At 64.1% G+C, this 21,449-nt stretch carries 23 protein-coding genes; 10 read left to right on the forward strand and 13 right to left on the reverse strand.

What is annotated here, in order from left to right; all coding sequences use genetic code 11:
- Positions 1-30 precede the first annotated feature (30 nt).
- From PCLY_RS13990 to PCLY_RS14000, 3 genes are all read right to left on the reverse strand, one after another.
- On the reverse strand, positions 31-1,677 hold the full coding sequence (locus PCLY_RS13990) for a methyl-accepting chemotaxis protein (protein WP_061240264.1): 1,647 nt from the start codon (positions 1,675-1,677) through the stop codon (positions 31-33).
- Positions 1,678-1,900: 223 nt separating this feature from the next.
- Positions 1,901-2,155 (reverse strand): glutaredoxin 3, encoded by a 255-nt coding sequence (gene grxC / locus PCLY_RS13995; RefSeq protein WP_061240265.1) that lies wholly within the window; start codon positions 2,153-2,155, stop codon positions 1,901-1,903.
- A gap of 18 nt (positions 2,156-2,173) precedes the next feature.
- Positions 2,174-2,692, reverse strand: a complete 519-nt coding sequence (locus PCLY_RS14000) for a carboxymuconolactone decarboxylase family protein (RefSeq protein WP_061240266.1) — start codon at positions 2,690-2,692, stop codon at positions 2,174-2,176.
- A gap of 121 nt (positions 2,693-2,813) precedes the next feature.
- On the opposite strand from PCLY_RS14000, the gene PCLY_RS14005 reads away from it, so the two are divergent.
- Entirely contained in the window at positions 2,814-3,644 is an 831-nt protein-coding gene (locus PCLY_RS14005) for an AraC family transcriptional regulator (protein WP_061240267.1), read from the forward strand.
- Positions 3,645-3,829: 185 nt separating this feature from the next.
- Positions 3,830-4,360 (forward strand): DUF3087 domain-containing protein, encoded by a 531-nt coding sequence (locus PCLY_RS14010; RefSeq protein WP_061240268.1) that lies wholly within the window; start codon positions 3,830-3,832, stop codon positions 4,358-4,360.
- Here PCLY_RS14010 and PCLY_RS14015 read toward each other — a convergent pair whose 3' ends face one another.
- A complete protein-coding gene (locus PCLY_RS14015; RefSeq protein ID WP_061240269.1) occupies positions 4,361-5,122 on the reverse strand; it encodes a carbon-nitrogen hydrolase family protein in 762 nt (253 codons plus the stop codon).
- Between the two features lie 340 nt (positions 5,123-5,462).
- Here PCLY_RS14015 and PCLY_RS14020 point away from each other — a divergent pair, with 340 nt between their 5' ends.
- Positions 5,463-6,773, forward strand: coding sequence for a CitMHS family transporter (locus PCLY_RS14020; RefSeq protein ID WP_061240270.1), 1,311 nt, complete (start codon positions 5,463-5,465; stop codon positions 6,771-6,773).
- Positions 6,774-6,837: 64 nt separating this feature from the next.
- On the opposite strand, the gene PCLY_RS14025 is transcribed toward PCLY_RS14020, so the two are convergent.
- Positions 6,838-7,575 (reverse strand): GntR family transcriptional regulator, encoded by a 738-nt coding sequence (locus tag PCLY_RS14025; protein WP_061240271.1) that lies wholly within the window; start codon positions 7,573-7,575, stop codon positions 6,838-6,840.
- 179 nt (positions 7,576-7,754) lie between these two features.
- On the opposite strand from PCLY_RS14025, the gene PCLY_RS14030 reads away from it, so the two are divergent.
- Both PCLY_RS14030 and PCLY_RS14035 read left to right on the forward strand, forming a co-directional pair.
- Positions 7,755-8,576 (forward strand): amidohydrolase family protein, encoded by an 822-nt coding sequence (locus tag PCLY_RS14030; protein WP_197432186.1) that lies wholly within the window; start codon positions 7,755-7,757, stop codon positions 8,574-8,576.
- 37 nt (positions 8,577-8,613) lie between these two features.
- Positions 8,614-9,915, forward strand: coding sequence for an SLC13 family permease (locus PCLY_RS14035; protein ID WP_061240273.1), 1,302 nt, complete (start codon positions 8,614-8,616; stop codon positions 9,913-9,915).
- Between the two features lie 53 nt (positions 9,916-9,968).
- Here the strand turns inward: PCLY_RS14035 and PCLY_RS14040 are convergent, their stop codons facing one another.
- The 4 genes from PCLY_RS14040 to PCLY_RS14055 form a co-directional block, all read right to left on the reverse strand.
- Positions 9,969-10,427 (reverse strand): DUF2846 domain-containing protein, encoded by a 459-nt coding sequence (locus PCLY_RS14040; RefSeq protein ID WP_061240274.1) that lies wholly within the window; start codon positions 10,425-10,427, stop codon positions 9,969-9,971.
- A gap of 219 nt (positions 10,428-10,646) precedes the next feature.
- Entirely contained in the window at positions 10,647-11,204 is a 558-nt protein-coding gene (locus PCLY_RS14045; protein ID WP_061240275.1) for a COG3904 family protein, read from the reverse strand.
- A gap of 66 nt (positions 11,205-11,270) precedes the next feature.
- Positions 11,271-12,470: an MFS transporter gene (locus PCLY_RS14050; protein WP_061240276.1), complete on the reverse strand. Its 1,200-nt coding sequence runs from the start codon at positions 12,468-12,470 to the stop codon at positions 11,271-11,273.
- A 235-nt stretch (positions 12,471-12,705) separates the two neighbouring features.
- Positions 12,706-13,407: a glutathione S-transferase N-terminal domain-containing protein gene (locus PCLY_RS14055; protein ID WP_061240277.1), complete on the reverse strand. Its 702-nt coding sequence runs from the start codon at positions 13,405-13,407 to the stop codon at positions 12,706-12,708.
- Between the two features lie 365 nt (positions 13,408-13,772).
- On the opposite strand from PCLY_RS14055, the gene PCLY_RS14060 reads away from it, so the two are divergent.
- Positions 13,773-14,210, forward strand: a complete 438-nt coding sequence (locus tag PCLY_RS14060; protein WP_061240278.1) for an HIT family protein — start codon at positions 13,773-13,775, stop codon at positions 14,208-14,210.
- A gap of 72 nt (positions 14,211-14,282) precedes the next feature.
- Here the strand turns inward: PCLY_RS14060 and PCLY_RS14065 are convergent, their stop codons facing one another.
- A complete protein-coding gene (locus PCLY_RS14065) occupies positions 14,283-14,549 on the reverse strand; it encodes a DUF2790 domain-containing protein (protein WP_061240279.1) in 267 nt (88 codons plus the stop codon).
- A 183-nt stretch (positions 14,550-14,732) separates the two neighbouring features.
- Between PCLY_RS14065 and PCLY_RS14070 the strand changes: the two genes are divergently transcribed.
- Both PCLY_RS14070 and PCLY_RS14075 read left to right on the forward strand, forming a co-directional pair.
- Positions 14,733-15,158, forward strand: a complete 426-nt coding sequence (locus PCLY_RS14070; RefSeq protein WP_061240280.1) for a hypothetical protein — start codon at positions 14,733-14,735, stop codon at positions 15,156-15,158.
- A gap of 84 nt (positions 15,159-15,242) precedes the next feature.
- Positions 15,243-16,526 (forward strand): FAD-dependent oxidoreductase, encoded by a 1,284-nt coding sequence (locus tag PCLY_RS14075; protein ID WP_061240281.1) that lies wholly within the window; start codon positions 15,243-15,245, stop codon positions 16,524-16,526.
- Positions 16,527-16,532: 6 nt separating this feature from the next.
- On the opposite strand, the gene PCLY_RS14080 is transcribed toward PCLY_RS14075, so the two are convergent.
- Positions 16,533-17,285, reverse strand: coding sequence for a tetratricopeptide repeat protein (locus PCLY_RS14080; protein ID WP_061240282.1), 753 nt, complete (start codon positions 17,283-17,285; stop codon positions 16,533-16,535).
- A gap of 141 nt (positions 17,286-17,426) precedes the next feature.
- Between PCLY_RS14080 and pnuC the strand changes: the two genes are divergently transcribed.
- Both pnuC and PCLY_RS14090 read left to right on the forward strand, forming a co-directional pair.
- Positions 17,427-17,993 (forward strand): nicotinamide riboside transporter PnuC, encoded by a 567-nt coding sequence (pnuC, locus tag PCLY_RS14085; RefSeq protein WP_061240283.1) that lies wholly within the window; start codon positions 17,427-17,429, stop codon positions 17,991-17,993.
- A gap of 1 nt (position 17,994) precedes the next feature.
- On the forward strand, positions 17,995-19,038 hold the full coding sequence (locus PCLY_RS14090) for an AAA family ATPase (protein ID WP_061240284.1): 1,044 nt from the start codon (positions 17,995-17,997) through the stop codon (positions 19,036-19,038).
- Here the strand turns inward: PCLY_RS14090 and PCLY_RS14095 are convergent.
- Both PCLY_RS14095 and PCLY_RS14100 read right to left on the reverse strand, forming a co-directional pair.
- Positions 19,035-19,763, reverse strand: a complete 729-nt coding sequence (locus PCLY_RS14095) for a substrate-binding periplasmic protein (RefSeq protein WP_061240285.1) — start codon at positions 19,761-19,763, stop codon at positions 19,035-19,037. The genes PCLY_RS14090 and PCLY_RS14095 overlap by 4 nt on opposite strands.
- A 61-nt stretch (positions 19,764-19,824) precedes the next feature.
- Positions 19,825-21,435: an FMN-binding glutamate synthase family protein gene (locus PCLY_RS14100; protein ID WP_061240286.1), complete on the reverse strand. Its 1,611-nt coding sequence runs from the start codon at positions 21,433-21,435 to the stop codon at positions 19,825-19,827.
- Positions 21,436-21,449: the final 14 nt, after the last annotated feature.

The following is a 21,449-nucleotide window of genomic DNA, read 5'->3' on the forward strand; positions in this document are numbered from 1 at the left end:
AGTGGACGGCCCTCGCGGCGCCTACCCCGACTACAGGCGGAAGCGGTTCACCAGCCCGTCCAGCTGGGTCGAGAGCGCCTGCAGATCGCTGCTGGCCTGGTTGAGCTGATCGGCGATATGGGTGGTGCCGACGGTCAGCTCGTTGATATCGACGATGTTGCGGTTGATGTCTTCGACCACACTGGACTGCTCCTCGGTGGCGGTGGCGACCTGGATGTTCTGATCGCTGATCTGGCCGATATGGCCGTTGATCTGCTCCAGTGCCGCCGAAGCCTTGCTCGCGTATTCCACCACCAGTGCGCTCTGCCGTTGGCCCTTGGCCATGGCCTCCACAGCCGAGCGTGATTCGTTCTGCAGGCGGTCGATGACCTGCTGGATTTCCTCGGTGGAGGCGCCGGAACGGCTGGCCAGGGTGCGTACCTCGTCGGCCACCACGGCGAAGCCGCGGCCCTGTTCACCGGCGCGAGCAGCCTCGATGGCGGCGTTGAGGGCCAGCAGGTTGGTCTGCTCGGAGATGCTGCGGATGGTGTTGAGCGTGGTGCTGATGGCGTCGGTCTGCGCAGCCAGAGCGCCAATGACTTTGGCGGCCTGTTCCAGCTCGCCGTTGAGGGCGTCGACCTGCTGCTGTGCCTGGCCGACTACCGTGCCGCCATCCTTGGCATGCTGGGTCGCTTCGCGGGCCACGTCGGCGGCATTCTCGGCATTGCGGGCGATCTCGTTGACGGTCGAACCCAGCTCGTTGATGGCGGTGGCCACCTGTACCGTGCGGTCGCTTTGCGCAGCGCAGTTGCTCTGGGTCAGGCGCGCGCGTTCGGCCACCTCGCGCGCCATGCCCGAGAGCTGGCGCGAGTTGTCGGCGAGCTGGCGCATGGCGCCGTGCACCTTGTCGATGAACTGGTTGAAGCTGCGGGCGATTTCGTTCAACTCGTCCTGGCCGGATAGATCGATGCGAGTGTCCAGCGCCAGGTTGTCGGCGGCCTGGCCCAGGCTGTTCTGCAGCACGGCAACGCGGCGGCGCAGCTGGATGACGATCAGCCAGGAAATGAAGATCGATACCAGCAGGCCGGTGGCGATGATGGTGATCTGGCGGGTCAGGCCCGCTTCGTAGCTCTGTGCACTGTGCAGGTTCTGCTGCTCGGCCTGTTGCAACAGGACGTCGAGCAGGTCATTGGCGCCCTGGCGCATCACCCCGTAGGTCTTGGCGTACTGGTCGCGATAGATCTGCTGGGCCTTGGCCATATCGCCGGCGTCGAAGGCGGCGAGCATCGGGGTCAGTTCGTTGCTGACCATCGCTTCGAACTGGTCGAGCAGTTTCTGCGCCTGGGCCTTGCGTTCCGGGTTGACCTGGGCGGCCACGGCCTGGCGCATCGCTTCGCGCATGCCGGGGATGTCTTCGTTGCGGGCGTCCTGCACGCGCGATTTCACGCCACGCTCGTCACGCAGCGGGGTTTCCTGCAGCAGCATCATGTCGATGCCCACGCGCATGCGCGGAATGCGCGAGGCGACCTCGGCCATGGCACGCATCGGTGCCGCGGTATTCAGATAGAGCACCTCCGTATTCCGGTGCAGGCTGGACATGCTGCTCAGGCTGGTAAGTGCCACCAGCAACAAGGCGATGCAGGGGATGGCGACCGCCACGATCAGGCGGGTTTTCAGGGAGAAGGCGTCGAGACGCATGGACAGGCTCCGGTTCGAGGACAGATGCGGCGCGCCAGCATGCCTGGCCGGCGTTACCGTTGCTATATCGGCAGCACCCACTCGGAGCATGAGGCGTGACCTCGCATAAATCCGCTGTATGCCTCGGGGCTTGTCGAACTCAGCACTCGTTCAGGCGGCAGCGGCATAGCGCGATTGCCGCAGCGTCATGCGCCGCAAGCGGGGGCTTGCGGCGCATTCCGTCTCAGGCTTGCAGCAGTGCATCCAACTTACCGCCACGTTCCAGTGCCGCCAGGTCATCGAAGCCACCGACGTGGCGTTCACCGATGAAGATCTGCGGCACGCTGCGGCGCTTGCTGCGCTGCAGCATTTCCGCCAGCCGCTGCGGTGAATGGCCCACGTCGACTTCCTCGAACGCGACGCCTTTGCGTGTCAGCAGGCTCTTGGCGTTGACGCAGTAGGGGCAATGCCCGGTGGTATAGAGGGTAACGGCTTGCATGGTGCACCTCCTGCGTCTTCAGACGGCTACCGGTGGAAAGTCGACAGCGGTTTCGGCCAGGTTGTTGAGGTAGTTGGTCAGCGTCATCAGGGCGACGTTGGCCACCACTTCGACGATCGCGGCCTCGCTCAACCCGGCCTCGCGTGCGGCCTGTAGCTGCGCATCGCTGAGGCGGCCGCGGCTGTCGATGATCTGCCGGCTCAGGCGCGCCACGGCATCCAACTCGCCGTCGCGGGCGCTGCGAATATCCGCTTCGCTCAGGCCAGCCTTGCCGGCGAACAGGGTGTGTGCGGCCAGGCAGTATTCGCAGCCGTTGACCTGCGAGCTGGCCAGCGCCACCACTTCGCGCGCCTTGGCATTCAGCGTGCCCTTGCCGAGGGCCTGGGACAGCGCCAGGTAGCCGCTCAGCGCGGCCGGGGCGTGGGCCAGGGTGGCGAAGGTGTTGGGAATGAAGCCGAGGCCCTTGCGGATGCCTTCCAGTTGCGCCTGGGCGCTGGCAGCGGTTTGTTCGAAGGGCAGTGCGGTGATGCGAGTCATGCTGATTCTCCAGTCTTGGGTGGGGGCTTGTCGTTCAAGCCTGGAGCCATGCTAGGGAAACGAACTGGCTTTTCGGATTCAGATCGTCGATGTTATGCGACAGATCGTCCAAGAGTGCCAGATGACCATGGATCGCCTGTCCAGCCTGTTGCATCACTTCAACCTGCATGCCAGTACCTTTCACCGGGGCGGGTTCTGCGGCACCAGCAGCCATGGCGAACATGAGCCGCATGGCTACATCCATCTGCTGCGTGCCGGGCGCATGAGCTTTCGCGAGGGCGATGGTCGTGAGCTGCGCCTGGAAGAACCGAGCCTGATGCTGGTGGCCAGGCCGCGCCTGCACCAGATGAGCGCCAGTGAGGCCGACGGCGCCGAGTTGGTCTGCGCCACGCTGGTCTTCGATGGCGGTATCGACAATCCGCTGTCGCGCTCACTGCCGGGCGCTATCGTCAAACCCCTGCGCGAGCTGCCGAGCCTGAGCGGCTGCCTGGACTGGCTGTTCGCCGAGGCGGCTGGGGAGGATTGCGGGCGCGAGCTGGTACTCAACCGCCTGTTCGAGTTGATGGTGATCCAGTTGTTGCGGCATTTGATGAGCAGTCGCGAGCTGGCCTCGGGGATGATGGCGGGCCTGGCCGAGCCACGCTTGGCGCGCGCGCTCAATCAACTGCACGAGAAGCCGCAGCATGGCTGGTCGGTGGCCGAGCTGGCGGCGCTGGCCGGTATGTCGCGCGCCAGTTTCGCCGCGCATTTTCACCAAGTGGTCGGTGCCACTCCGGCCGATTACCTGGTGGGCTGGCGCGTCAGCCTGGCGCAGAAGCGTTTACGTGAAGGCCGGCCCATGGCGTTGATCGCCGACGAGGTGGGCTATGAAAGCCCGTCGGCCCTGGCGCGCGCCTTTCGCCGCAAGGTGGGGGCGAGCCCCAGCGAGTGGCTACGCCAGGTCGCTCAGTAGGCGAAATGGGCGATGGCTTGCCTGACTCTGTTCAGCGCGTCTTCCAGTTGCGCCGCGTGGCGCTGGTTGGACACCTGGCGGGAGCTATGACAGCGCTTGTCCCTAGGGCACAGGCGATACGGATTCGTGCCGCATGGGCGAGCTGTCGTACCATCGCGCACTGACCCCGCTACGAGCTTTCGCGCATGTTCGAAATTCAAGCCATCGACCCGGTCCATTACCGTCAGCAGACTCGCCGCAGCACCGCCTTGATAGCGGTTATCTTCGTGGCACTGGCCATGCTCTGCGCCACGCTGAGCACGCAGGTGTTCGGCACGCCTGGTGGCGACAACTTCAAGTGGAACCTGCTCGGTGTGGCGGCGGGGCTGGGCTTGAGCATCGCCCTGGTGCGCCAGCAACTCTGGTCGCGGCCATTCATGGCTCCGGCGGTTTACGGTTGGCGGCTCAAGCGCAGCCTGATGCGCGTCACCAATGTCATGCATCACGTCAAGGCGGGCGTGACGCAGGGGGACGAAAGCGCGATGAAGCTGCTGCGCTTCTACCACCAGGGGGTGACCCAGATGCATCAGCTCGATGGCAACTCCAGCGAGCTGAGCCAGATGGTGCGCGAGATCGACAGCCATCGCGAGGCTATGGAGCAGCAGGGGCTGGACGTCGAGCAGACGCGGCTCGACCTGGCCTGGCTGGAGCGGGTGAAGGCGTTCAAAGAGGCCTGATCAGTCGCCCAGCGACAGCGCCACGGTCTGACCCTGCCAGATACCCTGGCGGCGCCGCGCGATCACCAGGCAGTCGCCTGTGCCGGTTGCGCTGACCACCAGTCGTCCGCCGGGCGCCCAGAACGCGCTGCGCCCTGCGCAGGCCCAACCGCCGGAAGGGCCGCCGTGGTTGGCCATCAATACCCCGAGGGCCAGTTCGCTGGCATAGCCTTTGAGTAGTTCGCTGTCGTGCGGGTAGCCGTTTTCGCTGATCAGCACGCTGGTCGCGTAGATCCCTGCGCCGTCCTCGGCCGCGGCCCGTGCATGGCTGGCGTGAGTGAAGTCTGCGCAGATCGACAGAGCAATACGTTCGTCGCCGATATGTAGCGGTGCACCGCCAGTGCCTGGGCTGAACACCTGTTCTTCACCCGCATGCAGATGCTGTTTGGTGTAGACCCTTTGTGCGCCATCGGCGCCGAACAGTAGGGCGCCGATCAGGATCGCGTCGCTGGCTTGCGTCCGCAGCGGCAGCCCGACCAGGGTGGTCATGCGCAATTGCCTGGCCAGTTCGCGCAGCGGCTGCAGCCTTGCAGCATCCACCGTTTGTGCCAGTCCCTGTGCCAGCGAAGGCTCGTAGCCGGTCAATGACAGCTCGGGGAACAGCAGAAAGTCGATGCGTTGCTCGGCAGCGAGCCGCATGACCTGCAGGTGGCGATCGAGGTTGGCGTCGAGGTCTCCGGCGATGGAGCAGTACTGGGCGGCGCAGATAGCGAGGTCTGTCATGGCGTCTGGTGTCCCGTGAGTGGCGCCAGTAGAGCATGGATTGCCGTCGCAAGGGCTCGAAGTGGCTCGCACTCGCGAGGTAGTGGCGATTTTGAGATGGACGTCTTGATGACCTGTCAGCGGCCTCTATAACCGCATTGGCCAGGATTGGCTGGTGGACAAGGGCTATACGCTGCATTGAGCAAGGTCGTGGCAGCGTCGCAGCTGCCCCGGTTTCGTGACATATGTACTGACACTTGCCCGGTTGTGCGTTCGCCGCTTAAAGGTTTTTGAAAGGTTCGCCTCTTAGCCTCCGCACGCGCCTTTCGCGTGCTTTACAAGAAAAAGAGGAGAAAGCGGTTTGTTGACCCTGATTGGCCTGTTGACCATCTGCAGCCTGGTTGTGCTGCTACTCATCGGGCGCATGTCGCCTGTTCTGCCGTTGATCGTGGTGCCACTGCTGGGTGCTCTGGCTGCGGGCTTTGGGCCTGAGGCCATATCCGGTTTCTTCACTGATGGCGTCGGCCGTGTGACGGCGATTGCCACCATGTTCGTTTTTGCCATTACCTTTTTCGGCGTGCTGCAGGACACCGGGCTGTTCCGCCCGCTGATCGGCGGCATGGTGCGGCTGACTCGCGGCAACGTGATTGCCGTGACCGTGGCCACGGCGGTGATCGGCATGCTGGCGCATCTCGACGGAGCCGGCGCCACCACCTTCCTGCTCACCGTTCCTGCCTTGCTGCCGCTGTACAAGCAACTGCGCATGAGCCCTTATCTGATGCTGCTCTTACTGGCGCTCGGTGCCGGCATCTTCAACATGCTGCCCTGGGCCGGTCCGCTGGGCCGTGCCTCGGCGGTGACCGGTATCGAGGTCACCGAGCTGTGGCGTCCGTTGATCACCATTCAGGGCATCGGCGTGGTGCTGCTGGTTGCGCTGGCGGCGCTGCTGGGCTGGCGTGAGCAGCGTCGTATCGCTGCCGGCAAGGCCGACGACGAGGGCGTGTTGGTGGAAACCAGCAGCGACCTGCACGAGCCGAGCGCCGAGGAACTCGCATTGGAGCGCCCGCGTCTGCTTTGGGCCAACGCCGCGCTGTTCCTGGGGGTGCTGGTGTCGCTGTTCTCCGGCGTACTGCCGGCGGGCTACATCTTCATGATCGGCCTGTGCCTGGCGCTGCTGATCAACTATCCGGGCGGCAAGGCGCAGATGCAGCGTATCTCGGCGCACGCTCCGGCGGCGCTGAGCATGGGCATGATTATCCTGGCCGCTGGTTCGATGCTCGGTATCTTCACCGGCACCGGCATGCTCACCTCTATCGCGCAAGATCTGGCTGGCGTGCTGCCGGCGTCGCTGGTAGGACAGATGCACATCGTGCTCGGCCTGTTCGGCCTGCCGATGGAGCTGATGCTGAGCACTGACGCCTACTACTTCGGCCTGCTGCCGGTGACGCTGGAAGTGGTCGGCGCCCAGGGTGTCGAGCCGGCCAGCGTGGTCTATGCACTGACCATCGGCAACATCATCGGTACCTTCATCAGCCCGTTCTCTCCAGCACTGTGGCTGGCGCTGGGCCTGGCCGGGCTGGACCTGGGTCGGCACATCCGCTACTCGCTGTGGTGGATGTGGGGCTTCTCGCTGGTGCTGTTCGGCGCGGCCTGGGCTCTGGGCTTGTTCTGACAGGCCCTGCCATCACCGCATCTCACGCCCGGGCTTGCCCGGGCGTGTTGCATCTGGGGCGTGCTTAGCTGATTTCCACCTGATAGCGGAAGTTCTGCGCGGCGGCGCGTGACAGGCGATATTCCAGCGGCGTGCGGTCGTAGCCCAATGCGGTACGTTCGATGATCACGCTCGGGCTGGCCTCGGTTACATCGAGAAGGGCCGCGAGTTCGGCATCGATGGCGGAGACGGTGAGGGTTTCCTGGGCCGAGGCGATGCGCTGGCCGCAGTGCTGCTCGTAGAAGGGGTAGAGCAGTGGCGGAAAGTCGGCGGGGGCGATCTCCAGCAGGGCGCCGAAGCGCTCGGCTGGCAGCCAGATTCGCTCATGGAACAGCGGGCGGCCGTCGATCAGGCGCAGGCGCTGGAGGAAGATGCAGGGTTCGCCTTCGTCCAGCTTCAGAGCCTGGCTGACGGCCGCATCGGCAGATACCTGGCGGCACTCGAGGATGCGGCTTTGTGGTACCTGGGACTGGCCGCTGGCGCTGACCTGGCGGAAGAAGCGAAACAGCGAGCCATCGAAGTTCGGCCGGCGCACGAAGGTGCCACGCCCCTGAGCGCGCAGCAGCAGGCCTTCCGCGACCAGCGTTTCCACGGCCTTGCGCACGGTGCCCACGGCCACGCCGTACTGGCGGGTCAGTTCCGCTTCGGTGGGGATGGCCTCGCCAGGCAGCCATTCGCCAGCGGCGATTTTCCCCAGCATTTCGTCGCGTAGCCGCTGATACAGCGGCAGGCGTTCGTCCTGTCCCAGAGCCGTGGTGCCCATAAACCTCAAATCCGCAATTCGACCGGCCGTCACTTTACCACTGGCTCGCAGATTGACAGCATCCGATCTCTGTAGATACAGTCATCCAATCATATATATGAATATATGTTTTATAAGAAGTAGCCGCCGTACTGGCCGGCTCGTACAAAAATCGACAGAGGTATCGCTTCGTGACGCCCATGCCTTATGCCGGAATCACCGGCATCGACACTCACGCGCACATCTTTCGCCAGGACCTGCCCATGGTTCCCGGACGCCGCTACAGCCCCAGCTATGACGCCACCGTGGAGCAGTATCTGGGCCACCTGGATGCGAGCGGTCTGTCCCACGGTGTACTGATCCAGCCCAGCTTTCTCGGCACCGACAACCACTACATGGTCGATGCGCTGCGCCGCTTCCCCGAGCGCCTGCGTGGCGTCGCGGTGGTCGATGCGCAGGTCAGCGACGCCGAACTGGACGAACTGGCCGCCGCTGGCGTGGTGGGGATACGCCTGAACCTGATCGGCAAGGTGCTGGAAGACTACGCCGGCAGCGCCTGGAATGACCTGTTCCGGCGCCTGGCGCGTCGCGGTTGGCAGGTGGAGATCCAGCGTGGCTTCGACGATCTGGCGCTGATCGTGCCGGCGATCCTCGAGTCCGGCGTCACCGTGGTGATCGACCACTTCGGCCTGCCGGCTGCGAGCGTGCAACTGGACGCTACCCAGCATGACGTCTTCTTCGACCTGCTCGGCCAGGCGCCGGTGTGGATCAAGCTTTCAGCGGCTTACCGCAGCCAGTCCGACCTGGCCCGCGCCCAGGCCATCGAAGCTCGCCTGCGCGAGGCCTGTGGTGGCGTAGGTCGCTTTCTCTGGGGCAGCGATTGGCCCAACACCCAGTTCGAGTCGCAGACCCGCTACGATCAGCAATTAGCGCTGCTCGAGGCCCTGCTGCCCAACCCCGAGGAGCGCCGTCGCGTTCTGGTGGAGAACCCTGCAACCCTGTTCGGTTTCGCCTCGGCGTAACCACTGCTCACATCAGAACAACAAAAGGAGTCAAACCATGATGAGCCTGCTCGTCGTCGCCGCGATCGTCCTCGCCGTCGCGCTGGGGTACACCACCAAGATCAATATCGGCCTGTTCGCCATTGCCTTTGCCTACCTGCTGGGCTGCTTCGGCATGGGCATGAGCCCGGGCGAAATCATCAACATGTGGCCGCTGAAGATCTTCTTCGTGATCTTCTCGGTCTGCCTGTTCTACAGCTTCGCCACCGTCAACGGCACCCTGGAAAAACTCGCCGGGCATCTGCTGTATCGCTGCCGTGGCGTGCCGCACCTGCTGCCGTACGCGATCTTCCTGACCTCGGGGCTGATCGCGGCCATGGGCGCGGGTTACTACACCGTACTGGCGTTCATGGCGCCACTGACCCTGCTGCTGTGCCAGCGTACCGGCATGAGCCTGATCCTGGGCGGCATGGCGGTGAACTACGGCGCGTTGGGTGGAGCGAACTTCGTTTCCAGTCAGAGCGGCATCATCTTCCGTGGCCTGATGACCAGCGCCGGTATGCCCGAGAGCGAGGCGTTCGTGAATGCCCTGGCAATCTTCGCCAGCACCGCAGTGATCCCGGTTCTGGTGATTTCGGCCTTCGTCTTCCTCGGTGGCCATGGCCGCAACCTGAAGAACGCGGTGATCAACGCTGACCTGCCGCAAGCCTTCAACCGCGAGCAGAAACTGACCCTGCTGCTGACCGTGCTGATGATGGTGCTGGTTCTGGCTGCGCCGCTGGCCCTGCTGGCCTTTCCGGACAATGCCACGGTCAAGTTCATCAACAGCAAGGTGGACATCGGCCTGATCGCCAGTGTGTTCTCGGTGATCGCGCTGCTGCTCAAGCTCGGTGACGAGCGCAAGGCCATCGCCTCGGTGCCCTGGTCCACGCTGATCATGATCTGCGGTGTCGGCATGCTGATCACCGTCGCGATCAAGGCCGGCACCATCGATGCCCTGGCATCCTGGATCAGTGGCAACATCCCGCCAGTGATGATTCCGGTGGCCTTCGGTGTGGTTGCTGCACTGATGTCGATCTTCGCCAGCACGCTCGGCGTGGTGACGCCGGCACTGTTCCCCATGGTGCTGCCGTTGTCGGCTTCGATGTCGATCGATCCGATGATCATCTTCATCGCCATCGTGGTGGGCGCACAGGCCACTTCGATCTCGCCGTTCTCCTCCGGCGGCAGCCTGTTGCTGGGGTCGTGCACCGACGAGAAGGTGCGCTCGACCCTGTTCTCGCAACTGCTGCTGCGCGCCGCGCCCATCGGCTTCGTCGCGGCGATGCTGTTCAACCTGGCGATGACGTTCCTGTTCTGATTAAAAAAGCCCCGACATCTTTCGATGCCGGGGCTTGGCCTTGCGGCTGCGTCTTACTTGGAGCATTTACCTTTGCGAGCCAGCTCCAGCTTCGCAACGTCTTGCTTGCCTTCCTTCTCGTCAACCAGCTCCAGGTTGGCGCCGCCGACGAATACACCCATCTTGATGTACTGCTTGATGAAGTAGTTCTTGCCGCTTTCGGTCTTGACCAGCAGATCGTTAGGGGAGAACTCGGATTCGGTGGAGATCTTGTGCTCCATGCCGCCCTTGACCTGCTCGTAGAAGAAGACCTTCGGTGCGGATTCGCCGATGCACTTGTCATCGACCCAGATGTCTTTCTTCAGTGAGCCGCCTACGCCCGAGTTGCGGTAGATGTACAGACCTGCATTGCCGGGGGCCGGTGCCGCAAACTGCTTGGCTTCGGCAGAGGCGGTCTTGTCTTCCATCGGGACCGACGCACAGCCGACGAGCAGCGATGAGGCAAAGGCGGCCAGGACCAATTTCTTCAGCATGATGACTCCGAATTTCCAGGAAAGATGTGCGCGGCAAGGTGGCAGAACGACTCTGTATGTTCTGCCGTGCGGGCTATCGGAAAGGGGGAAGGAGTTGCTCGAAGGAGGGACAGATTCTGTACGCAGCCTGCGCATGCTCGAATTCCATTTTCTTGATGGCCTGTTGCCATGCCGGTGCGAAAGATATCCCGCTGTACAGGCATGAGCAAGCGCCTTGGGCTATTTCAGTCGATAGCGTCGCAAGTCATCCTTGCTCAGCAGACGCAAGCGCCCTGGCGCGACCTGATAGATCGCTTCGGCCAGGCTTGCATCGACGCCCATGTCGCGAAAGTACTTGGCCGGGCTGAACGGCTGGCTGCCATGGACGGACTGCGCCAGTGCCGAGTCGCCAGCCGGGAAGGGCGGCCGGCGCAGGGCGACATGGCCGTTGACCGTGCGCTTGCTGCCGGCAGCCAGCAGGTAGATGCAGCTGCCCTCGCACATGCCGCCTGACGGCACCAGTGCTTCGAAGCCGGTTTCGCGCAGCAGGCGGCCCATGCGGATGGCCTCCGGGGCGCTGCCGCCGATGCTGTCGAGCAGCACGATCTTGCGCGTGTACTTGCCTGGATTGGTGCGCAAACCCTGCAGCAGCTTCTCGTAGTCGCCGGGAACAATCTCCGCCGAAACCTTCGCCGCCAGCATGCCGGCATTGGCCTCGATTTCGACCTGGGCGTGGGCGGTCAGAGCGGTGAACAGGGCGGTGCCGGTCAGGGCGAGTCGTAGACGCTGGGCAATCATCGGGCGGGGCACGCGACAGTGGCTCGGGAGGCAGACGATACCTGCCGGCGCACTATCTCGCACCTGTCAGATTGGCGCGCTCTTGTTTTGCACCTGCCATGCCCAGGCGAACAGCATCAGGCCGCCGATGGCTGTAGCCGCGCCGATATATCCGGTGATCGTCCAGCCCATGCCGGCGCTGATGGCCAGGCCGCCGAGCCAGGGGCCGAGGGCGTTGGCGACGTTGAAGGCGGCGTGGTTGGAGGCGGCCGCCAACGTCTGCGCGCCCGTGGCAACGTCCATCAGGTGGGTCTGCAGGGCCGGGCCGAGGGCGATCATGGTGCCGAGAGCGAAGATCGCCGGCAGGATGGTCCACAGGCTGTGCGCGGCGAAGGGGAAGACCAGCAGGACCAGGGTGCTCCAGGCCAGGATCCAGGCCACCGCGCGCAGGCGCAGGCGGTCGAACAGCCAGCCGCCGGCGCTGTTGCCGACGATGCAACCGGCACCGAACACGCCCATCGCCAGGGGAATCCAGCCTGGCCCGACCTGGGTGACGTGCAGCAGGGTCGGCGCCATGTAGCTGAACACGCAGAACATCCCGGCGAAACCGATCGAGCCAATGCCCAGGGCCAGCCAGATCGGCGCGCGGTTGAAGGCACGCAGCTCGCCAGCGGGGCTGCTGCGCTGTTCGTGCGGGTCGGCTGGCAGGAAGATCGCCACCATGGCGATGGTGGTGATGGCGATCACCCCGACCAGGGCGAAGGCATAGCGCCAGCTCATGAACTGGCCAAGCCAGGTGGCCAGCGGGTTGCCGATCAGAATCGCCACGGTCAGGCCGGCCAACACGCGGCTTACCGCCTTGGCGCGCTTGTGTGGCGGCGCCATGGACGCGGCAACCAGCATGGCGATACCGAAATAGGCACCATGCGGCAGGCCGGCGATGAAGCGGAAGATCAGCAGCGGCTCGTAGCTCGGCGCCAGGGCGCTGGCGAAGTTGCCAAGGGCGAAGCAGCCCATCAGCAGCAGAAGCAGGATGCGCCGTGGCAGGCGTGCGCCGAGCAGGGCCAACACAGGGGCACCGACCACCACGCCGAGGGCATAGGCGCTGATCACGTGGCCAACCTGCGGCTCGCTGACGCCAAGATCGGCTGCGACGTTGGGCATCAGGCCCATGATGGCGAACTCGCCGGTGCCGATGGCGAAGCCGCCGAGAGCCAGGGCGAGTTGAATGAGAAGGATCGCGCCCGGCGACAGGTTCGTCGCGGCGTCGGATGCAGAACTGTTCATGAGTGACCTGGAGGGGGAGAAGCAAGCGCGAAATTATAGTCGTCCAGCGCTCGATTTGGGCATTTGCAACCGCTCTATTTCGGTACTTAGAGACAAGTGGTTCGACATAGCCGGGGGCTTCGCCAGCGGATGGCTTCTGCATCCCGAGAAGCCGGCTGACGAGTGGGCGCTCGAACCGCTGTGCGACCCTTCACGTGCGTGTGCGGCAGGAGCCGTGGAACGGCTCCCGCAACCATCAGCCTCGTGCCGGGATGTTCAGACCGCGCTGCACCGCCGGGCGGGCGAGGAAGGTGTCGAGCACGCGGCGCACGTTGCCAAAGCGCTCGAACTGCACCAGTTCGTCAGCCTTGTAGAAGTCCACCAGGCAACGCACCCAGGGCAGTACGGCGATGTCGGCGATGCTGTACTGGCCCGCGATCCAGTCGCGGCCCTGCAGATGCTGGTCAAGCACACCCAGCAGGCGCGCGGATTCGGCGACGTAGCGATCACGCGGGCGCTTGTCCTCGTACTCGGCGCCGGCGAATTTGTGGAAGAAACCGAGCTGGCCGAACATCGGTCCCAGGCCGCCCATCTGCCACATCAGCCATTGAATCGTCTCGTAACGGGCCGCGGCGTCCTGTGGCAGCAATTTGCCGGTCTTTTCCGCCAGGTAGATCAGGATCGCCCCGGACTCGAACAGCGGCAGCGGGTGGCCATGGGGGCCGTCGGGATCGAGGATCGCCGGAATCTTGTTGTTCGGCGCCAGCGAAAGAAACTCGGGACTGAACTGGTCATTGCTGTCGAAGCTGACCAGGTGCGGCTCGTAGGGCAGGCCGATTTCCTCCAGCATGATCGAGACCTTGACCCCGTTGGGCGTGGGCAGCGAGTACAGCTGCAGGCGCTCGGGGTGCTGGGCGGGCCATTTGCGGGTGATGTGGAAGGGGCTGAGGTCGGTCATGTGGGGTTCCATGTCGAAAGGGCCTAAGAGCCTGTTCACGATCTGCTGCGCGTCGGCGCTACTGCGTTAAAAACAAGCAGGATCGCCAGCCCGGTCGGAATGCTCATGTACAAAAGTACAGTCGCCCGCGACCCCGGCCGTTCCTCGCTTGTTTTTGCGGGGCCGCCACCGGTGTTGTATCGCTCTAGCTCGCGAGATCCTGAACAGCCTCTATGAAAGGGGTGATCAGAACATGAGTGGCTGCGGCGCAGGAAATCGATCCAGCTGCTAGTAGTCATCGACTCGAGCAATCCTGCCTGGTTCCCTGCGTGCGAGCGAGGCGGTATGGTGCGGGTTTTCATCCACCCGGCACGGAGCCCATCGGCATGAGCCTGCACGGTACCTACGATTCCCAGAACATCTTCGCTCAGATCATTCGCGGCGACTTGCCCTGCTACAGACTCTACGAGGACGACGATGTACTGGCCTTCCTCGATCTGTTCCCGCAGTCGAAAGGTCACTGTCTGGTGATCCCCAAACGCGCTGCGGCGCGCAATATCCTGGAGATCGATGACGCCAACCTGGCCAAGGTCATGGCCGTTGTGAAGAAGGTCGCCCAGGCGGTGGTCGACGAACTGCAGCCGGCTGGCGTGCAGGTTGCGCAGTTCAACGGCGCGCCTGCCGGGCAGACGGTGTTCCATATCCACATGCACGTGATCCCGCGCTTCGAGGGCGAGGGCCTGGGCATTCACGCGGCCACCAAGGCCGACCCGGCCGAGCTGCAAGCGTTGCAGGCACGTCTGGTCAAACGCCTGCAGGGTTGAAACGGCATTGCCCCGGTCGCATGACGCGGCCGGGGCAGCAGTGATGACGCACAGCAGGCGTTGGGCGAATGCCTAGCCGTTCTGGCTGCTCTGTCCGCCCCATTCCATGAAGCGCACGGCGTGCACGTCGCCCTGGCTGTCGCGGTAGACCATCACGCTGGGTACCACACCGCTCTTGCGGCTGTTGTCGGTGCGTTGCAGTACCTGGTCGATATCCAGCTGCATGCCGTACTGGTAGTCCTGTACGTCAACTTTGGCGCTGGCGGGGGCTTTCTCGCTGGCGAAGGCCAGGGGCGCCAAAGCGGTGAGCAGGGTGGTGGTGATGGCTGCGAATTTCATGGCGATAGTCTCCGATCAGTTGCGCCGATTGGGGGGCGCTGGGTTCGAGAGCCATGAAAACACCGCGCCCTTTATTGCAGAAATCGATGCGTGTGCTAGCGAACATCGCTGCCATCGATACCTTGCCCGCGGGCTCGCCAAGCCCAATACTCAGGCGGCACTCATCCGCCCATGGAGGGCTTCATGCGTTCGATCCTCATCGCTCTACCGCTGTTGCTGCTGGCTGGCTGTTCGTCGTTTCGGGGAGATCCCGAGAACGTCAAGCCAGTGTCGGAAGATCGCTTGCTGGCATTTCAGGAGGCGCAGGCAAACGGCGCACAGATCGTGGTCAATCGCGACTTCGGGTTGATGGGCGGCGGTTGCTACGTGGCCATCGAAGTGGATCGCAAGGTCGCTGCACGCATCGGTGTGGGCGAGGTCGCAACCTTCCAGGTGCCGCCGGGTACCCGCGTGGTCGGCATCACGCCGGATCGCATGGACGACACCCTGTGCGGCATGGGCAGTCTGCTGCGTGAGGTAGCCGTGCCGGTGAAGAGCGGGGAAACCCAGCACCTGCGCATCGTCAGTCAGAACAAGGGTGGCTTCGATATCCGGCCGGACACGCCCTGAACGCTGTGCCGCTGTGCGTGCGTTCATATCGAGAGTCACGCGCGGCCGGTTAGTATTCCCTGCATCAAGACAGGGAGCAGCAACGTGAACGGATTGCCAATTGCGATAGTAGGAGCGGGTACCGCCGGGCTCGCCACGGCGATATTCCTCGCCCGCCAGGGTTATGCGGTGCGACTTCTGGAACGGGTCGAACGGTTGCAGCCAGTGGGCGCTGGCATCCTGTTGCAGCCTTCCGGTCTGGCCGTTCTGCAGCGGCTGGGACTGCTGGCCGAGTGCACTGCGCTGGGGGCAGCGGTGAGTCGCCTGTATGGCACCAGCTGTCAGGGGCGGGTGATCCTCGACACCCGTTATCACGACTGGCAGCCGGGCAGTTTTGGCCTGGGCATTCATCGCGGCGTACTGATGACGGCACTGCTCAATGCCGCCCAGCGGGCAGGTGTGCAGGTGGCAACTGGCGTGACGGTGAGCCGCTTCGAGCAGGCGAGCGGTCATGTGCGCCTGCTGCAAGACCATACCGATGGCAGTGAACAACCCCTGGGGGATTTCGCCGCGTTGATCCTGGCCGATGGCACGCGCTCGACCCTGCGCGCGCAGATGCAGGTGCGGCAGTGGTCGCGGCCCTATCCCTGGGGCGCGCTGTGGAGCATGTTGCCAACCTCATCCGCGACCGAGTCCGGTGAGCTGCGCCAGTGGTACCGCGGTTGCCGCGAAATGTTCGGGCTGATGCCGACCGGCTGCACCCATCAGGCGCGTGAGACGCCGCTGACCAGCCTGTTCTGGAGCTTGCCGCTCGCCGAGCACGAGAGGTGGCGCAGCAGCGGTCTGCAGGTTTGGAAAACCCGTGTGCGCAACCTCGCTGGCCAGGCTTCAGAGGCGTATCTGCAGCAGATCGACGACCCCGCGCAACTGACCCTGGCCGCCTATGCCGATGTGCGCATGCAACGCTGGAACGATGCTCGCGTGCTGGCCATCGGCGATTGCGCCCACGCCATGAGCCCGCAACTGGGGCAGGGCGCCAACATGGCGCTGGTCGATGCCGCCGCGCTGGCGGATGTGCTGGGTGACGCCACCGATGTGGCCCAGGAGACGCTCGACTGGAACGCGTTGTTCGCCAGTTACGGTGATGCCCGTCGTGACCACCTGCGTTACTACCGCCAGGCCAGCCGCCTGCTGACGCCGCTGTTTCAGTCCAACAGCAACACCCTGGCCGTGCTGCGCGATATCGCCCTGATGCTGGCACGGCACAACCGTTTGGGTCGCCAGCATGCCGTCAGCACCCTGGTCGGTGCGCGCGGCGGCTGGCTCTGGTCGGGCGCGCAGAAGCGCGCGTTGCATGCCTGGAAGGGTGAACGTGAGGCGTGGGAGTAAAGCTGCTCAGCTGCGCTGCATATCGAGCAGTGCCTTCTGACTCAGGTCCAGCCATTCCTTGTGCAGGGTGCTGTAATGCCGGGCGGAGCGGCGGGCGTGGGTCTGGATCTGCTGCAGCAGTTCGATGGCCTCGCGCTGACGTCCCAGTCGGCGCAGCAGCAGGGCATAGCGGTAGTTGGCTTCCGGGCTGGCGCTGTAGCTGGCGATTGCGCGGTATTCCTCTTCGGCCTTGAGGTCGTTGCCCTGGCCTTCCAGGGCGCGGGCATACAGCAGGTGGCCATCGGCGGAGCGAAAGTCGGGATTGTGGGCGATCAGTTGGTCGAGGCTTGCCTGGCAACCGGCGAAATCGCTCAGGGCGAAGCGTGCCCTGGCCAGGCCGAGGAGGATGTCCGGAGCGTCGCTGTGGATGCCGCGCAGGGCGGCCTGATAGTGCTGGGCGGCTTCTTCGGCCTGGCCCATGCGCAGCAGTTCATCGGCGAGCTTGACGCGGGTATCGCGGGTGTCGCGAATCTCCAGTTCGTCGCGCAGGGCGCGCAGGTGGCGCTCTGGGTCGATGCTGTCGTGCAGACGATTGAGCGTTTGACGACCGCGCCGGCTGCCGAGCAGATCCGGCAACATGATGCCGAGGAAGTAGATCAGGCAGCCGAGACCGGGCAGGGCGATGATCAGATACAGCCAGTAGCGTTCCTGGCCGCTGCGAACCACGTGGAGGCCGCAGGTGACTTGGCAGGCGATGACCAGCAGGGCGAGCAGAGGCATGGGGCGGTCCAGTCCTTTGGAGTGCGATAGGAGGCTTATCAGAGCATGGATCGGCCCTGTTGTCAGGTGACGCATGCACGGCTGTGGCCTGCGTCACGTGCTAGTCTGCGCGGCTGATTCCATGTCCATAAGGATGCGTGCATGCCGTCGTCGCTGGAGATTTTCGCCAACCTCTTCTATCTGGTTTCGGTTGTGCTGGCGGCGCGCAACTCGGTGCACACCTGGGGCGTCGGCCTGGTCGGTTGCGTCCTGTTCGGCTGGTTGTTCTTCAGTGTGCAGCTGTATGCCGACGTCACCTTGCAGGTCTTCTTCATCGCCACCAGCCTGCTGGGTTGGTGGAGCTGGCTACGCGGTCGCCAGGGTGGAGCGCTGCCGATCAGTCGCGCCGGTGCGGCCGGGCTTGGCCTGGCGCTGCTGCTCGCGGTTATCGTGGCCGGCGCATACGGCGCCTTGCTGCATCACTTCACCGACGCCTACGCGCCCTTCATCGATTCGCTGGTGCTGACCCTGAGCGTGCTGGCGCAACTGCTGCTGATGCGGCGCAAGCTGGAAACCTGGTATGGCTGGCTGCTGGTGAACACCCTCGCGGTGCCGCTGTTCGCTTCGCGCGAGCTGTACCTGACCGCATTCATCTATCTGCTGTTCTGGTGCAACGCCTGGTACGGCCTGTACTGCTGGCGCCGTGAACTGAACGCGCAGAGCGCCTGAGATGAGCAAGCGATTTGCCTGTGGGCTGGTGGTCGGCAAGTTCGCGCCGCTGCACCTGGGGCATGAGTGGTTGATCCGTCAGGCGCAGCAGCAGTGCGAACAGTTGGTGCTGCTCAGTTGGGCCCGCCCGGAGCTTGCCGGTTGTGAGCCTGAACGGCGGGCGAACTGGTTGCATGTGCGCTTTCCCGAGCTGCGCAGCTGGGTGGTGACGCCCGACTGGGTTGCCCAGCAGCGTGCACGAGGTGTGGCGCTGCCGGATCTTCCTCATGAATCCGAGCCCGATGCCGCGCAGCGCCAGTTCGTGGCTGACTTTTGTCTGGCCGTGCTCGGCCAGCCGGTCGATGCGGTGTTTACCAGCGAAGCCTATGGCGACGGCTTCGCTGCCCACCTGAGTCGGTGTTTCGGCCGGCCGGTGCAGCATGTCGAGATCGACCGTGCGCGCACTCAGGTAGCAGTGTCCGGTACACGTCTGCGCGCCGATATTCATGGCCTGCGGGACTACCTGGCGCCGCAGGTCTACGGCGATTTCGTCGAGCGCATCGCCTTGCTCGGCGGTGAGTCCACTGGCAAGAGCAGTCTTGCCCTGGCGCTGGCCGAGGCCCTGGGCACGCGCCACGCCGCCGAATATGGCCGAGAGTTGTGGGAGCAGCAGGGCGGTGCACTGGTCTATGACGACCTGCTGCGCATCGGTCGCACCCAGGTCGCCCGTGAGCAGAGCCTGGCCGGACAGTGCCAGCGTTATCTGGTCTGCGATACCACGCCGCTGACCACGCTGTTCTACTGCCGCGAGTTGTTCGGGCGTGCCGAGGCCGAGCTGGAGCAGTTGGCCGAGCGGCACTATCACCACCTGTTCCTGTGCGCCGATGACTTCCCCTTCGTGCAGGATGGCACGCGCCAGGACGAGACCTTTCGCCGTCGGCAGAACCAGTGGTACGAGCAGCAGCTGCAGCGCCGTGGCTGGGTTTTCACGCACCTGACGGGCTCGTTGGCGCAGCGGGTCGAGCAGGTGTTGCAGACGCTGACAGCATCCTCGAACCGCATCTAGTGATAGCGGGCCAGGATGTCATCGAACTCGCCGTCCTGCTTCATCTGCACCAACGCGCGCAGCAGCGCCTGCGTCGGCACGTCCGGTTGATCGCGAACGATGCAGGCGACCAGGTCAGAGCTGATTTCGCTCAGGGCATGCAGGCGTTGCCCGGCGCTGCGTTGGCGGTTGAACCAGGCCAATGTCAGTTGATTGCTGACTGCGTAGTTGTAGCGACCCACCTCGAGTTTCTCCAGCACCAGCTCCTGAGTTCTCGCATCCTCGCGCTGAACCTGGGCGCTGTCGAACAGTGCGTCCAGAGGCGGATAGCTGAAGCCCAGGACCGTTCCCAGGCGCTGGCCGCGAAGCTGCTCCAACCTGAAGCCGGGCTCGGCGGTACGCCCAACGATCAGGTCACGCTGAATCATGAAGGGCAGGCTCCAGATGTACTGGTGATGGGATTCCTGTAGCCAGTTCGGGTTGACGTAGCAGCGCACATCGATTTCGCCCCGAACCAGGGTGCGCTGCACACGCAGGCGCGGCATCACCAGCAAATCGGCGCGGCGGCCGACCTTCTGTGCCAGGCGCATCTGCAGGTCGTAGAGAATACCGCTGGTGGCACGGCCCTCGACGATCTGCATCATGGGCATGGCCCAGCTTTCGGTCACTGCGAAACGCAGTGGTCGTTGCTCCTGCGCGAAGGCGCTGAAGCTGAAGACGAGTAGCAGGGCGAACAGGCGGTGCATGGTTGTCACCTGGCCAGTGATGTGGAGTTGCCTTGAGCCGTCCGCCTGGTCATGCCGTTGTTCAGGCCGGCGCCGGCTCGAAACTGTCGGCGCGGGCCATGCGCCACATGCGCTGGTAGAACTCACCGCCAATTTCGCCACCGAGCAATTCGCCCGGCGCGAGCAATACATGCTGTTGGGCGAACAGTTTGATCTCGGTGGCCGACATGCGCTGTACCAGGTGCTTGGCGTCGATCTGCGAAGGGTGGTCGAGGCCGGCGGCTGCGAGCATTTCGGCCAGCGCCTTGAGCGTGTTGCGATGGAAGTTGTAGACGCGCTGGGCCTTGTCCTCGACCACCAGGGCGCGCTGGCGCAGTTGGTCCTGAGTGGCGACGCCGGTGGGGCACTTGTTGGTGTGGCAGCTTTGGCTCTGGATGCAGCCGATGGCGAACATGAAGCCGCGCGCCGAGTTGGCCCAGTCGGCGCCAATGGCCAGCACCCGGGCGATGTCGAAGGCGCTGACGATCTTGCCGCTGGCACCGAGCTTGATCTTGTCGCGCAGGTTGCTGCCGACCAGGGTGTTATGCACGAACAGCAGCCCTTCGCGCAGCGGCACGCCGAGGTGGTCGGTGAACTCCAGCGGTGCCGCTCCGGTACCGCCTTCCTTGCCGTCGACGACGATGAAATCCGGCAGTATGTCGGTCTCCAGCATCGCCTTGACGATGCCCATGAACTCCCAGGGGTGGCCCAGGCACAGTTTGAAACCCACCGGTTTGCCGCCGGATAGCTCGCGCAGTTGAGCGATGAACTGCAGCAGTTCGACCGGGGTGGAGAAGGCGCTGTGGCGTGACGGCGAGATGCAATCCTCGCCCATCGGCACGCCGCGGGTGCTGGCGATCTCCTCGGTGATCTTGTCCTTGGGCAGGATGCCGCCGTGGCCCGGTTTGGCGCCCTGGCTGAGCTTGATCTCGATCATCTTCACCTGCGCGGTATTGGCCTGCGCGGCGAAACGCTCGGGGTCGAAGCGACCATCGGCGGCGCGGCAGCCGAAGTAGCCGCTGCCCAGTTCCCAGACCAGATCTCCGCCGTGCTCGCGGTGGTAGGTACTGATGCTGCCTTCGCCGGTGTCGTGGTAGAAGTCGCCAAGCTTGGCGCCTTCATTCAATGCGCGAATGGCACTGGCGCTGAGTGAACCAAAGCTCATCGCCGAGATGTTGAACAGGGAGGCCGAATACGGCTGGCTGCATTGCGGCCCACCGATTTCCACGCGGAAACTGCCCGGATCGGTCAGTGGCGCCGGGCGCATGGAGTGGCTGATGAACTCAAAGCCATTCTGGTACACGTCGTTGAGGGTGCCGAAGGGCTTGTCGGCACCTTCGTTCTTGGCGCGGGCGTACACCAGCGAGCGTTGGGAGCGGGAGAACGGCAGCTGCTCGGCGTCGCCTTCGAGCAGGTATTGGCGAATCTCGGGGCGGATACCTTCGACCAGGTAGCGGATATTGCCCAGGACCGGATAGTTGCGCCTTACCGCATGGCGGGTCTGCAGCAAATCACCGATGCCGATCAGGCTGAGAACGCCGCTGAGCAGGGTGAACGGCCACATCCATTGGTGGCCAAGAAACGGCAGGCTGGCCAGGGTGAACAGCACGCAGAAGGCGAAAAAAGCGTAGCGGCTGAGCAGGGAGAGGTTCATGCAAGCTCCAGATA

Origin of the sequence: Ectopseudomonas composti, assembly GCF_001567565.1 — a bacterium.
Taxonomy (GTDB): domain Bacteria; phylum Pseudomonadota; class Gammaproteobacteria; order Pseudomonadales; family Pseudomonadaceae; genus Aquipseudomonas; species Aquipseudomonas composti_A.

Coding starts and splice junctions, on each gene's coding strand:
- PCLY_RS13990 (WP_061240264.1), bottom strand. CDS start 1,677: ATGCGTCTCGACGCCTTCTCCCTGAAAACCCGCCTGATCGTGGCGGTC.
- grxC (WP_061240265.1), bottom strand. CDS start 2,155: ATGCAAGCCGTTACCCTCTATACCACCGGGCATTGCCCCTACTGCGTC.
- PCLY_RS14000 (WP_061240266.1), bottom strand. CDS start 2,692: ATGACTCGCATCACCGCACTGCCCTTCGAACAAACCGCTGCCAGCGCC.
- PCLY_RS14005 (WP_061240267.1), top strand. CDS start 2,814: ATGACCATGGATCGCCTGTCCAGCCTGTTGCATCACTTCAACCTGCAT.
- PCLY_RS14010 (WP_061240268.1), top strand. CDS start 3,830: ATGTTCGAAATTCAAGCCATCGACCCGGTCCATTACCGTCAGCAGACT.
- PCLY_RS14015 (WP_061240269.1), bottom strand. CDS start 5,122: ATGACAGACCTCGCTATCTGCGCCGCCCAGTACTGCTCCATCGCCGGA.
- PCLY_RS14025 (WP_061240271.1), bottom strand. CDS start 7,575: ATGGGCACCACGGCTCTGGGACAGGACGAACGCCTGCCGCTGTATCAG.
- PCLY_RS14030 (WP_197432186.1), top strand. CDS start 7,755: ATGCCTTATGCCGGAATCACCGGCATCGACACTCACGCGCACATCTTT.
- PCLY_RS14035 (WP_061240273.1), top strand. CDS start 8,614: ATGATGAGCCTGCTCGTCGTCGCCGCGATCGTCCTCGCCGTCGCGCTG.
- PCLY_RS14040 (WP_061240274.1), bottom strand. CDS start 10,427: ATGCTGAAGAAATTGGTCCTGGCCGCCTTTGCCTCATCGCTGCTCGTC.
- PCLY_RS14045 (WP_061240275.1), bottom strand. CDS start 11,204: ATGATTGCCCAGCGTCTACGACTCGCCCTGACCGGCACCGCCCTGTTC.
- PCLY_RS14050 (WP_061240276.1), bottom strand. CDS start 12,470: ATGAACAGTTCTGCATCCGACGCCGCGACGAACCTGTCGCCGGGCGCG.
- PCLY_RS14055 (WP_061240277.1), bottom strand. CDS start 13,407: ATGACCGACCTCAGCCCCTTCCACATCACCCGCAAATGGCCCGCCCAG.
- PCLY_RS14060 (WP_061240278.1), top strand. CDS start 13,773: ATGAGCCTGCACGGTACCTACGATTCCCAGAACATCTTCGCTCAGATC.
- PCLY_RS14065 (WP_061240279.1), bottom strand. CDS start 14,549: ATGAAATTCGCAGCCATCACCACCACCCTGCTCACCGCTTTGGCGCCC.
- PCLY_RS14070 (WP_061240280.1), top strand. CDS start 14,733: ATGCGTTCGATCCTCATCGCTCTACCGCTGTTGCTGCTGGCTGGCTGT.
- PCLY_RS14080 (WP_061240282.1), bottom strand. CDS start 17,285: ATGCCTCTGCTCGCCCTGCTGGTCATCGCCTGCCAAGTCACCTGCGGC.
- pnuC (WP_061240283.1), top strand. CDS start 17,427: ATGCCGTCGTCGCTGGAGATTTTCGCCAACCTCTTCTATCTGGTTTCG.
- PCLY_RS14090 (WP_061240284.1), top strand. CDS start 17,995: ATGAGCAAGCGATTTGCCTGTGGGCTGGTGGTCGGCAAGTTCGCGCCG.
- PCLY_RS14095 (WP_061240285.1), bottom strand. CDS start 19,763: ATGCACCGCCTGTTCGCCCTGCTACTCGTCTTCAGCTTCAGCGCCTTC.
- PCLY_RS14100 (WP_061240286.1), bottom strand. CDS start 21,435: ATGAACCTCTCCCTGCTCAGCCGCTACGCTTTTTTCGCCTTCTGCGTG.